Consider the following 14,228-nt stretch of genomic DNA (forward strand, 5'->3'; position numbering starts at 1 on the left):
AAAGGCTTCAATTAAATTGAAGCCTTTTTTTTTACTAATTCAATTAACACTTAAGACTAATCCATATCAAAACGCAATCCTAATGAAATGTTGTTTTGATCTATTGCTTGATTTTTGAACATAGTTGACAAATCATATTTCGCATAAATACCCACATTTCCCCAAGAAACATAACTACTTACTCCGTAAACAAAGTTGTTGGTATTGTAATCCTTAAACTTATCTTTTTGGCTGTTACCATTTTCATTATACTTCAACTTTTGAAGCGATTGTAAAACAATACCACCATAGCCACCAATTCCAAATTTGAATTTTTTATACGTAGAATATCTAAAATAATCATCGCCTTCTATCTTTTTAGATGGACCAAATTCAAAATGCATAGGAATAACCAAGTTGGTCGTTCTAAATTTCGATTTATTTACATTTAAAGGAAATTCTTCTAAAGTAACCACGCCGTTATCTTCAGCAAAATATAAATTATCTTTTATGTCTAATTTGTTCCATTGAACTGAAAGTCCATATTTAAAACGAACCGCATTTGAGTTTTCAAAAACACGTGTTTTCCAAGCCCAACCCAATTCTACAAATCCAGAACCACCTAATTTATAAGGTGAATCATTTAAAGATTGCCCTTCTATAATAGCATTATTAAAACCAATAGCAAAAACGAAATCGCTTGAAGTACGTCTATCATAAACCGTTGGCTTCTTCTTTGTCTTCGGGCCTATATAAATACCACCCATATCATAAGCGTCAGAGTCTTTATCTTTTCCAATCATAATTACAATACCGTCACCGTACATATCTGAATCTTTAGAAACGCTTTCATTTCTACCTAATAAAGCAATTTGGTTGTCAATGATAGTTAATCGGTTTTCAATATTTAAAGCATGTTTCTCTGCTGCTGCTCGTTTCAATTCTGTAGCTTCTTCTTGGCTAATTTCTTTAGCATCTAAACGATTATTGATGGCTTCGACAGCTTCTTTTAATTGTGCCTTTTCTTCATTTTGAACAGTCGTTTTTTGTTCCTGAAGTTGTGAAATTTCCTCACTATTCTTAACATCTTGTGCATAATTAAATTGCACGAAAAAGGCTAGCATAAAGCCTACTAGAAATTTGGTAATGTTTTGCATAACTGTTTGATTTTAGATTGATGAATGATTAATTATTTCTGTCGGCAACGGCCGTTTTTACTATTTTGAAATTTTCTTTTATGGTTTGGAAAACTTTATCACGAAAGGATTGGTCTATATCCATTTCCACATCTTGCAATAAATTATTCACATTTACAGAATAGGTATTTTCATTAGAAATATCCTGAATCGTTAACTTGTTTTTAGCTTGACTCAATAATGCATCTACTTCATTATTTAAAGAGGCGTTGGCAATAGCCTGTTCTACAGCGCTTTTTTCTGGACTCGTTATAGAATTAATAGGGCGTAACGCATTTACTTCTTCTAAATCCCTTCTTAATTGTTGTGTTTTATAGCTCTTATTTGCTGATGCCACGCGAGTTTCGGTCTTATTTTCAACATTAGATTTGGTTTGTTTTTTCGAAATTTTAGCTTCTTTTACTTCCGAAATATTATCACTTTCTTTTTCCGAAGTTGAAACCAAAGCTTCAGAAGTATTCTTAATTGGTGGCTCTTCAGATGGTATTTCATTTTTAATTATAATTTCAGAAGTTGAATTCACTACAGATGGTGTAGCAGAATTCTCTATATTTTGAAAAGGCTGAAACGAATTCACAACAAACAACAATCCAATAATACTAGCGGCAATTCCTAAAAACCACATATAAACTGGAGTGGTTTTTTTATCGGCCTTATCTAATGAATTGGATAATTGACTCCAAGCATTGGCAGATGGCTGAATTTGTCGTTCCTCCATGATTTTTTTAATGTTATTCTCGAATTTATTTGCTGCCATAATGCGTAGTATTTAATGCGTTTATTTCTTGTTGAAGCTGCTTTCGTGCCTTAAACAATTGTGATTTAGAAGTGCCTTCTGATATTTGAAGCATTTCAGCAATTTCTTGATGCTTGTAGCCTTCAATAGCATACATAACAAACACCATTTTATAACCTTCGGGCAACTGATCAATAAGTTGTTGAATTTCCGCTACCTCCATATTGCTATAAACATTATTATAGCTATCTGAACTCTCGACGGTTTCCATAGAAAATTCAATATTTTTAGCTTGGCGCAAATAGGATATAGCTTCACGAACCATAATTTTTCGCAACCAACCTTCAAAACTTCCTATGTCTTGAAATTGATCTAAATTTGTAAAGGCTTTCAAAAAACCGTTTAGCATCACTTCTTCTGCTTTATGGATATCTTTTACATAATATCTACAAACGCTCAACATTTTGGAAGCGTGCGCATCAAAAAGCTGCTGTTGCGCTTCCCGATTATTAGTCGCTGCCTTTTTTATAAGACTTGTATTATTTTTATGTAATTGGATAACCTTCAAAATTGCTTTCATTAGAGCTTCTATTTAGTAAGACGCAAATTTTATAAGAAAGGTTGCCTGACGTTGAAAAAATTTATTTTTTTCTTTGAATAACATAATTCACCATAAGTTCTAATGAATCACGAAAATCTGATTTTGGGTAAGTATTAAGTATTTCTAAAGCCTCTGCTTGAAAGGCTTTCATTTTAACAATGGCGTAATCTAAACCGCCGTTATCTTTAACAAAAGTAATAACTTGGTTTACGCGTTTTCTATCTTTATTATGATTTTTAATAGAATTTATAAGCCAGTTTTTATCTTTTTTAGAAACCGTATTGAGAACATAAATTAATGGCAAGGTCATTTTTTGTTCTTTAATATCGATGCCTGTTGGTTTGCCTATTTTTTCGGTACCATAATCAAACAAATCATCTTTTATTTGAAATGCCATACCAATAAGTTCACCAAACTTACGCATGCGTTCCACATGATCCGAGGCTGGCTTCACTGAAGCCGCACCCAAACTACAGCAGGCGGCAATAAGCGTCGCGGTTTTTTGCCTGATTATTTCATAATAAACAGTTTCGGTAATATCAAGTTTTCGGGCTTTTTCTATTTGAAGTAATTCGCCTTCACTCATTTCACGAACGGCAATGGAGATGATTTTTAATAAATCGAAGTCATTATTATCAATAGACAGCAACAAGCCTTTAGACAATAAATAATCGCCAATAAGCACGGCAATTTTATTTTTCCAAAGGGCATTAATAGAGAAAAATCCGCGGCGTCTGTTGCTATCATCTACTACATCATCATGCACTAATGTTGCAGTATGAATCAGTTCTATAACGGATGCACCGCGATAGGTACGTTCACTCACTTCGCCATTAGAAACCATTTTGGCTACTAAAAACACAAACATAGGGCGCATTTGCTTCCCTTTTCGGTTTACAAGATAATGCGTAATTCGGTTTAAAAGCGCCACTTTAGAAGACATAGCTAGTTGAAACTTTTGCTCGAAAAGTTCCATTTCATAGGCTACAGGTTGTTTTATTTGCTCTACTATTTTCAAAAGTGAATTTGGCTAAAATATTATAGCGAAAATACTAAAAATGCAGCAAAGATACTATGGATATGAATTGTTTAGGGAACAAAAATGAATTTGATAAATTTTTCTTATATTGCATACTTAACCCAAACATATAATACTATGAAAAAAATTACATTACTATTAATTATCTGTCTAACCTTTTCATTTAGTGCGAAAGCGCAATTATTCTCTGATGACTTTGAAGATCAAGATATCTCAGATTGGACATTGTTAGATGAGGATGGAGATGGCTTTAATTTTAAAGCTTATGACCCTAGTATTGCTCAAAATGGACTCAATAATTACATGTCTTCTGAATCTTGGGACCCTACAGCAGGCGCCCTTTTTCCAAATAATTATGTTATCTCTCCAGCCATCGATGTTACTGATAATATTGATTTAGAATTAAATTACCTAGTTGGTGGTGCAGATCCAAGTTTTTATGCAGAGGTTTATACCGTGTATGTTTCTACTGGAAATACAATTGCAGATTTTATGAATCCTGCTATTACTGTTAGTTTTAATGAAAATATAGGAAATGATCCAAATGCAGCCGGATTATTTGTGAATAGAGTTTTAGATTTATCTGCACTTGACGGAGCAACTACTATTTATATTGCTTTTAGACATCATGATGTTTCAGATCAATTTATTATTAATTTTGACGATGTAAGTGTTTCAGGACAATTATTAAGTGTTGACGAATTTGCTTTAAACAATTTATTTATTGGTTGTAAGGATAGAGTTATTACTATTTCTAATATTCAAGGAGACGCGAATTATAGAGTATTATCTATTACCGGACAAGATGTTCTTAATGGTAATACACGTTTAGAATCTCAAAATATTGACGTAAGCAATTTAGCTTCTGGAATATATATTGTAGAAGTAACGGATGCTAATTCAAATGCTCAAAAAAGAAAGAAAATTATTGTTCAATAATATCTGAATAATGTAAAAAGCGGCTTATGAAAATAAGCCGCTTTTTTTATGAACTTTTATTTGCTAATTGGCCGCAAGCCGCGTCAATATCTTTTCCGCGAGAGCGCCTAACGGTGACGGTAATATTATTTTTTTCTAGCATTTTTACATACATATCAATAGCTTCTTCATTTGCTTGCTGAAACATCCCGTCGTCTATGGGGTTGTATTCAATTAAGTTTACCTTACTTGGTGCAAACTTGCAAAACTCTATCAAAGCATCTACATCTTTTTTCTGATCGTTAATGCCTTTCCAAACTATATATTCGTAAGTAATTCTGTTTTTTGTTTTGGCATACCAATATTCCAAAGCCTCCCGTAAATCTTTTAAAGGAAATGTGGCATTAAACGGCATAATGGATGTTCTAACCTCATCAATAGCAGAATGTAAAGAAACAGCGAGTTTGAATTTCACGTCTTCATCTGCCATTTTCTTAATCATTTTAGGCACACCTGAAGTAGAAACAACAATTCGTTTCGGCGACATCCCCAAACCTTCTGGCGAGGTAATTTTTTCAATGGCTTTCAATACATTATTGTAGTTCATAAGCGGTTCACCCATTCCCATAAACACAATATTGCTCAAAGGTTTATCATGATACAAACGACTTTCCTTATCTATAGCAACCACCTGATCGTAGATTTCATCAGGATTTAAATTTCGCATCCGTTTTAAACGTGACGTAGCACAAAACGAACAATCCAAACTACAACCAACTTGGCTAGATACACAAGCTGTAGTACGCGATTTTGTAGGAATTAAAACCGATTCCACGGTTAAGCCATCATGTAACTTTACAGCATTTTTAATGGTACCATCGCTACTTTTCTGCATCTCATCCACTTTAATATGGTTGATAACAAAGTTAGCTTCAAGCATAGTTCGGGTTTCTTTGGATAGGTTTGTCATATCCGCAAAGCTATGTGCTGATTTACTCCAAAGCCACTCATAAACCTGATTCCCACGAAAAGCTTGATCACCTTCTTTTTCAAAAAATGCGCGCAATTGCTCTTTGGTTAGTGCTCGTATGTCTTTTTTATCACTCATATAAAAGGCAAAAAATAAAATAAAAAAGCCTTGTAAAACAAGGCTTTTAAAAATGTTTATTAGATAATTAGCATGGCATCACCATAGCTATAGAATTTGTATTTTTCTTTTACAGCTTCATCATAAGCTTTCTTAATAAATTCATGACCTGCAAAAGCTGAAGCCATCATTAAAAGCGTTGATTTTGGTGTATGAAAATTGGTAATCATACAGTTAGCAATGCTAAAATCGTATGGCGGGAAAATAAATTTATTGGACCACCCATCAAATTCATTTAATGTACCACTTGAAGACACCGCGCTTTCCACAGATCTCATAGCCGTTGTACCAACAGCACAGATGCGTCTTTTATTTTTAATAGCATTATTAATAATTTCTGTTGTCGGTTTTTTAATAATGATTTCCTCACTATCCATTTTATGCTTTGATAAATCTTCAACCTCAACAGGATTAAAGGTTCCTAAACCAACATGTAATGTTACTTCAGCAAATTTTACACCTTTAATTTCTAATCGCTTTAATAAGTGTTTAGAGAAATGTAAACCAGCCGTTGGGGCTGCAACAGCACCTTCATTTTTAGCAAAAATAGTTTGGTAACGCTCCTCATCTTCTGGCTCTACCTCACGCTTAATATATTTAGGAAGTGGTGTTTCACCTAATTCCGTTAATTTCACTCTAAAATCTCTGTATGAACCATCATATAAGAAACGAAGTGTTCGTCCTCTAGATGTGGTGTTATCAATAACTTCCGCTACTAATGATTCACCTTCACCGAAATATAATTTATTACCAATACGGATTTTTCTAGCTGGATCTACCAACACATCCCAAAGGCGTTGTTCTTCATTTAATTCACGCAATAAAAATACTTCAATCCGCGCACCTGTTTTTTCCTTATTTCCATATAATCGAGCTGGGAAAACTTTGGTGTCGTTTAAGATCATAACGTCATCCTCATCAAAATAATCAATAATATCTTTGAACATTTTATGTTCTATAGTCTGATCTTTTCTGTTTAATACCATTAAACGTGACTCATCCCTGTTTTCAGAAGGATACTCGGCTAATAACTCCTCAGGTAACTCGAAGTTAAAATGCGATAATTTCATTTTTTTGATAGCAGTATAGGTTTTAAGGGTTCATAAATTGTAAATGCAAGGTTGCAAATATACGACCTGAAAGTAGGCGTTGTCAAGTATTTAGCCATTTATTATTCAAAATGCTTAATTCCCAAGGTTTTTAGGTCCTTCCAAAATGTTGGATAAGATTTTGAAACCACTTCTGCATCCTTAATAATGATGTCTGTTTTTAGCGCTAATGGCGCGAAAGCCATAGCCATTCTATGATCGTTATACGTTTCAATAGATACGTCTTTCTTTATGCTGGTTGAAACATCTAATTTCAAAGAATCTTCTGTAATGATAACGGTACCTCCTAATTTCTCTAATTCCGTTTTCAAGGCTACTAACCTATCCGTTTCTTTTATCTTTAAGGTGTGCAAACCGGTTAAATGGCAAGAAATACCCAATCCGAAACAGGTAACGGCAATTGTTTGTGCAATATCGGGGGCGTTGACTAAATTTAATTTTATTTCTGTAGAGCTATTAATTTCCGCTATCTTTTTAAGTGTAATGCTAGTTTCGTGAAAACTTGTGGAAACTCCAAATTGCTTATAAATATCAGCTAAAACCGAATCGCCTTGCAAACTAGTACTTTTATAAGATGACAATGTTACTTCCGTATCAATAGCGCTCATCGCCATTAGACTGTAGAAATAGGAAGCGGATGACCAATCGCTTTCAACTGTTAATTCTGTTTCCTTTAAAGCTTTTAAAGGTTTAATTCGAATTTCATTATTTTCAAAAACTGTTTCAATCCCTATTTGATTTAATAATTGAAGCGTCATTTTGATATAAGGAATCGAGGTCATTTCACCAGCTAAAGTCAAATTTAATCCGTTTTCTAATTTGGAACCGATAAGCAATAAGGCAGAAATATACTGACTGCTAACGCCTGCATCTATAGTAACCTGATTGCACTTTAAAGTTTCACCTTTAATTTGCATTGGCGGAAATCCATCATTTTCTAAATAAGTGATACTGGCACCCAATTGATTTAAAGCGTCCACTAAAATTTTAATGGGACGTTCTTTCATGCGTTGCGAACCAGTTATAGAAACCGTTCGGTTTTTTTGAATTGCAAAATAGGCCGTTAAAAATCGCATGGCCGTTCCAGCATGATGTACATCAATAGCATTTGAATTGGAAGACAAGGCTTTTTTCATGAAAACCGTATCGTCTGAATTGGAAAGGTTATTAATTTTTATTTCAGGATAAAGAGCTTGAAGTAATAATAACCTGTTGGATTCGCTTTTTGAACCCGTAATTTTTATAACAGCCTGTGGACTTTGAAGAGTTGATTTTTCGAGTTTAAGATTCATGATTTTATTAAATATTTTGGTCTCGAATATTCTATTTTGTAACTATTATTTCAACTTCGGATTGTTCTGATGACGCTCATGGTCACGTTTCGTTTTGATATCTAATTTTTTATCGAAAGCAGCCTGCAAGTCTATGCCTGTCTGGTTTGCTAGGCATAACACCACAAAAACAACATCAGCTAACTCTTCGCCTAAATCTTTATTTTTATCGCTTTCTTTTTCGCTTTGTTCACCGTAACGACGCGCAATAATTCTGGCCACCTCACCTACTTCTTCAGTTAGCTGTGCCATATTTGTCAACTCGTTAAAATACCGAACACCATGTTCTTTTATCCAAGAATCAACAGCTAATTGTGCGTTTTCAATATTCATTAGTCTTTATTTTTTGTGTCAATAATAATTGTAACAGGTCCATCATTTATAAGTGCCACTTGCATATCGGCACCAAACTCTCCAGTTTGAATGGATTTTCCTAAATCCAATTCCATTTGCTTAATAAAACTCTCGTAAAGCGGAATAGCGACATCTGGTTTTGCCGCTTTTATATAACTTGGCCTGTTCCCTTTTTTAGTATTGGCATGCAGCGTAAATTGACTTACAATAATAACATCACCATTAATATCTAGTAGGGATTTATTCATGACGCCTTCCGCATCTGGAAAGATCCGCATGTTGACAATTTTATTAGATAGCCACGAAATATCTTCAGAAACGTCTTCATTCACAATACCCAAAAGCACTACTAAACCGTCGTTTATAGACGCTACTTTTTTACCAATAATAGTTACGCTTGCTTGTGAAACACGTTGAATAACTGCCTTCATGGGAATAGGAAATTTATATTTGATTAATTACATTTTAAAGTTTTGAGTACTTATTTCATCCATTCTTCAGTTCGGTAATGCTCATCATCACCTTCTAGAATTTGCAAATAGCTACGATAGCGTGAAATAGCAATTTCATTGGCTTCCACGGCGTCTTTTATAGCGCATTGTGGTTCTTCAACATGAATGCAATTATGAAATTTGCAATTTTGTTTTAAAGCGAAAAACTCTGGAAAATAATCGCCAACTTCAGCTTTATCCATATCTACAACACCAAAACCCTTGATACCGGGAGTATCGATAATTTTAGCATCAAATGTTAAATCGAACATTTCTGCAAAAGTTGTGGTGTGCATACCTTGCATATGTTGGTTTGAAATAGCTTTGGTTTTTAAATCCAAAGTCGGTTCCACGGTATTTACTAAAGTCGATTTTCCAACACCCGAATGTCCAGCAAACATGCTTACTTTTCCGGTCATTAGCGCTTTTACCTTATCTATATTTTTTCCTGTTGCTGCGGAAATTCCAATGCATTCATAACCTATTTTTCGATAAATATGCGCGAGATAACGAACTTCATTCAGCGTATCTTCATCATAGGTATCTACTTTATTAAAAAGCAAAACGGTTTTAATGGAATAGGCTTCTGCAGTCACTAAAAATCGGTCTATAAAACTGGTAAATGTTGGTGGATTATCAATAGTAATCAATAAAAAAACTTGATCAATATTAGCGGCAATGACGTGTGTTTGCTTGGATAAATTAACCGATTTCCGAACAATATAATTCTTTCGGTCGTGAATTTTTTTAATAACACCAACAGGTTCTTCGTTGTTATCATGATCCAAATCAAAATCTACACGATCGCCAACCGCCAAAGGATTCGTGCTTTTTATCCCCTTCATGCGGAATTTACCCTTAATACGGCATGGATAAACCGCACCCATATCCGTTTTCACGGTGTACCAACTTCCTGTAGATTTGTATACTATTCCTGTCATTATTACAAAGATGCGATATTAATTTATATCGAAAAATTAATCCTTAATAAAACACATTTTTACTGCTTGATAATGCGCTCTTGATGCACAATAGATTCTTGATGCACGGCTTTGAAAACACGTAAAATAAATTCTTCACTTAAATTCTTTTCTTCACCTTGAAGAATCATTTTTCCTAAAATTTCATTCCAACGTTTGGTTTGTAAAACGGCTACGTTGTGTGCTTTTTTAAGCGATCCAATATCATCCGCAACTTTCATACGTTTGCCTAACATATCAATTAATTGATGATCTATCACATCAATTTGCGTTCGTAACGTGTTGATTTTGTTCTTAAACTCCGTGGCTTCGCCTGTTTCTTTTCTGATTTTTAAATCGTCCATAAATCGAACAAGCGTTGCTGGGGTTATTTGCTGTTCGGCATCACTCCAAGCATTATCGGGATCAAAATGCGTTTCCACCATTAAACCATCATAATTTAGATCGAGGGCGGTTTGACATAAATCGAAAATAATGTCACGTCGTCCCGCAATATGTGACGGATCTAAAATTAAAGGTAAATCTGGAAAACGATTCTGTAAATCAATAGGTAATTGCCATTCTGGAATATTTCTATAACGTGTTTTTTCGTAGGTAGAAAACCCTCTGTGAATAACACCCAAATTTTTAATATCGGCCGTATATAAACGTTCAACAGCTCCTAACCACAAAGCCAAATCTGGATTAACAGGGTTTTTTACTAAAATAGTCTTATTGGTTCCTTTTAATGCTTCCGCAATTTCTTGAACAATAAAAGGACTTACCGTAGTTCTGGCGCCTATCCATAAAACATCCACATCGTGTTTCAAGGCTAAATCTACGTGATTGGCGTTGGCAACTTCCGTAGCCGTTAACATGCCGGTTTCTTCTTTAGCTTTTTGCAACCATTTTAAGCCTAAAGCACCAACACCTTCAAAGTTTCCAGGTCGTGTGCGCGGCTTCCAAATTCCAGCTCTTAAAACTGTGGCATCCGTATCTTTTAATTGATGGGCTATTTTTAAAACTTGAGCTTCCGTTTCGGCACTGCAAGGTCCCGCGATAACTAAAGGATGATCTAATCCGAACTTATCTAACCAGTTTCTTAATTCTTTTTTATTTTCCATAATATTACTTTTTAAAATATCAAATTCTAATCTCTTTTTAAGCCAATTATTATTGGATTTTAATGTTTAAAATTTGATGGTTCACTTATTTATGCTGTATTTATTGTATTCCGTTTAAAATATGTTTAATGTAATTTGTATTGGCCATTTCATCATGAATTTTCTCATAATTATCCGATTCTAAATGATTTTTAAAATTGGTTAAATTCTGAATATACGCATCTAAAGTTTCCAATACATTCGTTTTATTTTGTTTAAAAATGGGAGTCCACATAGCGGGTGAACTTTTAGCTAATCGCACCGTTGATGCAAATCCGCTACCTGCCATATCAAAAATATCGCATTCATTCTTTGCTTTTTCAATCACCGTTTTCCCGAGCATAAATGCGCTGATATGTGATAAATGCGACACATAAGCAATATGTTTATCATGCGCTTCCGGATTCATATACCGAATGCGCATACCCATAATTTGAAAAATAGCCAATGCGCGTTCTTGCAATTTGAAAGCCGTTTTTTCCACTTCACAAATAATATTTGTTTTTCCTTGAAACAAACCTTCCAAAGCTGCTTTTGGTCCTGAAAACTCCGTTCCTGCAATAGGATGTGTTGCTAAAAAATTCCGACGTTTCGGGTGATTTTCAACTGCTTTACAAATAGCTGCTTTTGTAGAGCCGGCTTCCATTACCAACGTATCTTCATTTACTAAATCTAAAATATTTGGCAATATGCTAACGGTTGCATCCACAGGAATAGCGATAATTACGGCATCTGCATTCTTCAAATCCGTAAAAGTAGCTTTAGCATCAATAATTTTAAGCGTTAAAGCTTCATCTAAATGCGCGTTATTAGAATCTATTCCATAAATAATGAGGTCCGGATTTAAATGTCTAATGTCTTTAGCAATGCTTCCGCCAATTAATCCAACGCCTATAATGTATATATTTTTCATTTCGTTTTTAACTTTTTCAGACTTACACTCTGGCAATAGCTTCTTCTATAACTTCTGTTGTTGCACATAATGAAAACCTGACATAACCTTCGCCATTACTACCAAATATGGTTCCTGGTGCTATAAATATGTTGCTTTCTTTTAATAATAAATCAATAAATTCTTCAGATTTTAGATAGGGCGGTAATTTGGCCCAAACAAACATGCCACTGGTGTTTTTGTCAAAAGTACAATTAAGAGCATCTGCTAACTTCCAAATGAGTTCCCGTCTTTCTTCATAAACCTGGTTCAAACTTGCGTACCATAATTTGGAACAACTCAAAGCTTGAATTGCCGCTTTTTGTATACCAAACAACATTCCAGAATCCATATTACTTTTTACTTTTAAAATGGCGTTGATATATTCAGACTTTCCGAGTACCATGCCAACGCGCCAACCAGACATATTAAACGTTTTACTCAAAGAGTTCAACTCCAAACAAACTTCTTTGGCACCCTGAATTTGCAAAATACTTTTAGGCTCCTTATTTAAAACAAAACTGTACGGATTATCATTTATAATTAAAATATTATGACGTTTTGCAAAAGCAATGAGCTTTACAAAAAAAGCCTCGGGAGCATTCGTACCAGTTGGCATATGCGGATAATTAACCCACATAATTTTAACTTTAGATAAATCTGTTTTTTCTAAAACTTCCAAATTTATGAGCCAATCGGATTCTGCCGTTAAATCATAAAAAACAGGTTCTGCTCCTACTAGTTTGGTAACGGATGTGTAGGTTGGATACCCAGGATTTGGAATCAAAACCTGATCGTCTGGATTTAAAAAAGCCAATGAAATATGCATAATCCCTTCCTTGCTTCCCATTAATGGTAAAACTTCCGTAGAAGAGCTCATGAAAACACCATATTGCTCGCGATAAAAATTCACAATAGCTTCCCGAAACTCTGGTAAACCTTGATAACTTTGATATTGATTGGCTTTTGGATGTGAGAAACTTTCTGTTAAAGCCTCAATAACTTTTTTTGGCGGATTTAAATCCGGACTTCCAATGCCTAAATTTATAATAGGCTTCCCATTTGCCATGAGTAATCCCACTTCTCGTAATTTTTTCGAAAAGTAGTATTCCTCTACAGTCTGTAAACGATTGGCTAATTCAATCATTATTTTGCGTTTTTGTATTGACCTAAAATTTTAAATTCTTCGGCCATGATTTCTAATATAGATTGGGCTTTTTTAAAGTTGCTGTAGTTATCAAAAGTGACATCCACAAAAAAAGCATACTTCCATGGGGTTTGTATTTTTGGAAGCGATTGTATTTTGGTTAAATTCAGCTGACAATCGCTCATCACATTTAAAATAGTCGCTAAACTGCCGCGTTTGTGTTCTAACTCAAATTTTAAAGATGCTTTATTAATGTCTGCTTCTTCAAAATCTTGATTTTCACGTTTTACAATTACAAAGCGCGTCTCGTTTTGTTTGATAGTTTGGATACTTTCTGCCAGAATTTCCAGCTCAAATAAATTAGCCGCTAATTGACTTCCAATGGCTGCAACACCTTTAAGCTTTTGCTTTTGAATACGCTGCGCAACTTCCGCCGTATCTTTATCTTCAATGAGTTTAATATGTGGCTGCTTTTTAAAAAAAGCCTTGCATTGCAATAATGCCATAGGATGCGAATATACTTCCGAAATATCCTGAATTTGTTGTCCTGGCAAAGCCATAAAATGGTGCTGAATATCTAAATAACGTTCACCCACAATATGTAATTGGTGGTTGTCTATTAAAGCATAATTGGGGATTATAGAACCTGCAATAGAATTTTCAAGCGCCATAACAACCGCGTCCGAAGTCTCATTTAGCAGCTGCTTAACAACGTCATCAAATGATAAACATTCAATGAGTTCCACGGTATCTCCAAAATACTGCTGGGCAGCAATATGATGAAATGACCCTTTTATTCCCTGTATGGCGATTGCCTTTTTCATGCCTTTATTATTTTAAAAACGTTTCAAACCAAACTATTACAAACAAAAAAAGTCCCGATTTTCATCGAGACTTTATATATAGTTTAATTTTATCAATCAAAAATTACACATACGAGGTCTCGTTTCTTTCGTTAAAAAAGAAATAACACCAATTGTGATATGCGTTTTGTATACTTGTGTTCATAATTTGAACGGCTAAAGTAGTTAATAATTTGAAAAAACAAACTATTTTTTAATTATTTTAAGAATATAAGTCTTCGGTATCTCTAGGTTCGTAATTATACATTATTTTTGAAAAAACGA

At 34.2% G+C, this 14,228-nt stretch carries 15 protein-coding genes; 1 reads left to right on the forward strand and 14 read right to left on the reverse strand.

Annotated elements, in window-relative coordinates; genetic code table 11:
- Positions 1 to 56 precede the first annotated feature (56 nt).
- The 4 genes from ES674_RS00250 to ES674_RS00265 all read right to left on the reverse strand — a co-directional run bounded on the left by ES674_RS00250 (position 57) and on the right by ES674_RS00265 (position 3,530).
- Positions 57 to 1,136, reverse strand: a complete 1,080-nt coding sequence (locus ES674_RS00250) for a hypothetical protein (protein ID WP_148401984.1) — start codon at positions 1,134 to 1,136, stop codon at positions 57 to 59.
- 28 nt (positions 1,137 to 1,164) lie between these two features.
- Entirely contained in the window at positions 1,165 to 1,932 is a 768-nt protein-coding gene (locus ES674_RS00255; RefSeq protein ID WP_148401985.1) for a hypothetical protein, read from the reverse strand.
- Positions 1,919 to 2,491 carry an RNA polymerase sigma factor gene (locus tag ES674_RS00260; protein WP_246125942.1) on the reverse strand — a complete coding sequence of 191 codons (573 nt, stop codon included), beginning with the start codon at positions 2,489 to 2,491 and terminating at the stop codon, positions 1,919 to 1,921. Before ES674_RS00260 ends, ES674_RS00255 begins: the two co-directional genes overlap by 14 nt.
- A gap of 61 nt (positions 2,492 to 2,552) precedes the next feature.
- Positions 2,553 to 3,530, reverse strand: coding sequence for a polyprenyl synthetase family protein (locus ES674_RS00265; RefSeq protein WP_148401986.1), 978 nt, complete (start codon positions 3,528 to 3,530; stop codon positions 2,553 to 2,555).
- 138 nt (positions 3,531 to 3,668) lie between these two features.
- Between ES674_RS00265 and ES674_RS00270 the strand changes: the two genes are divergently transcribed.
- Positions 3,669 to 4,490, forward strand: coding sequence for a T9SS-dependent choice-of-anchor J family protein (locus ES674_RS00270; RefSeq protein ID WP_170233931.1), 822 nt, complete (start codon positions 3,669 to 3,671; stop codon positions 4,488 to 4,490).
- 46 nt (positions 4,491 to 4,536) lie between these two features.
- On the opposite strand, the gene rlmN is transcribed toward ES674_RS00270, so the two are convergent.
- The 10 genes from rlmN to ES674_RS00320 all read right to left on the reverse strand — a co-directional run bounded on the left by rlmN (position 4,537) and on the right by ES674_RS00320 (position 13,925).
- Positions 4,537 to 5,577, reverse strand: coding sequence for a 23S rRNA (adenine(2503)-C(2))-methyltransferase RlmN (gene rlmN / locus ES674_RS00275; protein WP_148401988.1), 1,041 nt, complete (start codon positions 5,575 to 5,577; stop codon positions 4,537 to 4,539).
- A 59-nt stretch (positions 5,578 to 5,636) separates the two neighbouring features.
- On the reverse strand, positions 5,637 to 6,686 hold the full coding sequence (gene queA / locus ES674_RS00280; protein ID WP_148401989.1) for a tRNA preQ1(34) S-adenosylmethionine ribosyltransferase-isomerase QueA: 1,050 nt from the start codon (positions 6,684 to 6,686) through the stop codon (positions 5,637 to 5,639).
- A 101-nt stretch (positions 6,687 to 6,787) separates the two neighbouring features.
- A complete protein-coding gene (locus ES674_RS00285) occupies positions 6,788 to 8,017 on the reverse strand; it encodes a 3-phosphoshikimate 1-carboxyvinyltransferase (protein WP_148401990.1) in 1,230 nt (409 codons plus the stop codon).
- A gap of 45 nt (positions 8,018 to 8,062) precedes the next feature.
- On the reverse strand, positions 8,063 to 8,389 hold the full coding sequence (locus ES674_RS00290) for a nucleotide pyrophosphohydrolase (RefSeq protein ID WP_148401991.1): 327 nt from the start codon (positions 8,387 to 8,389) through the stop codon (positions 8,063 to 8,065).
- A complete protein-coding gene (gene dtd, locus ES674_RS00295; protein ID WP_148401992.1) occupies positions 8,389 to 8,841 on the reverse strand; it encodes a D-aminoacyl-tRNA deacylase in 453 nt (150 codons plus the stop codon). Before dtd ends, ES674_RS00290 begins: the two co-directional genes overlap by 1 nt.
- A 50-nt stretch (positions 8,842 to 8,891) precedes the next feature.
- Complete coding sequence (rsgA, locus tag ES674_RS00300; protein WP_148401993.1) at positions 8,892 to 9,842, reverse strand: ribosome small subunit-dependent GTPase A; 951 nt, start codon at positions 9,840 to 9,842, stop codon at positions 8,892 to 8,894.
- 59 nt (positions 9,843 to 9,901) lie between these two features.
- The gene (locus ES674_RS00305; RefSeq protein WP_148401994.1) at positions 9,902 to 10,984 is read right to left on the reverse strand and encodes a bifunctional 3-deoxy-7-phosphoheptulonate synthase/chorismate mutase type II; all 1,083 of its coding nucleotides are present in this window, start codon (positions 10,982 to 10,984) and stop codon (positions 9,902 to 9,904) included.
- 100 nt (positions 10,985 to 11,084) lie between these two features.
- A complete protein-coding gene (locus ES674_RS00310) occupies positions 11,085 to 11,936 on the reverse strand; it encodes a prephenate dehydrogenase (RefSeq protein ID WP_148401995.1) in 852 nt (283 codons plus the stop codon).
- A 22-nt stretch (positions 11,937 to 11,958) separates the two neighbouring features.
- Positions 11,959 to 13,101, reverse strand: coding sequence for a pyridoxal phosphate-dependent aminotransferase (locus ES674_RS00315; protein WP_148401996.1), 1,143 nt, complete (start codon positions 13,099 to 13,101; stop codon positions 11,959 to 11,961).
- Positions 13,101 to 13,925, reverse strand: a complete 825-nt coding sequence (locus ES674_RS00320) for a prephenate dehydratase (protein WP_148401997.1) — start codon at positions 13,923 to 13,925, stop codon at positions 13,101 to 13,103. The genes ES674_RS00315 and ES674_RS00320 overlap by 1 nt, the downstream gene beginning before the upstream one ends.
- Between the last annotated feature and the right edge of the window lie 303 nt (positions 13,926 to 14,228).

The organism is Bizionia myxarmorum (genome assembly GCF_008086205.1).
Lineage (GTDB): Bacteria > Bacteroidota > Bacteroidia > Flavobacteriales > Flavobacteriaceae > Algorimicrobium > Algorimicrobium myxarmorum.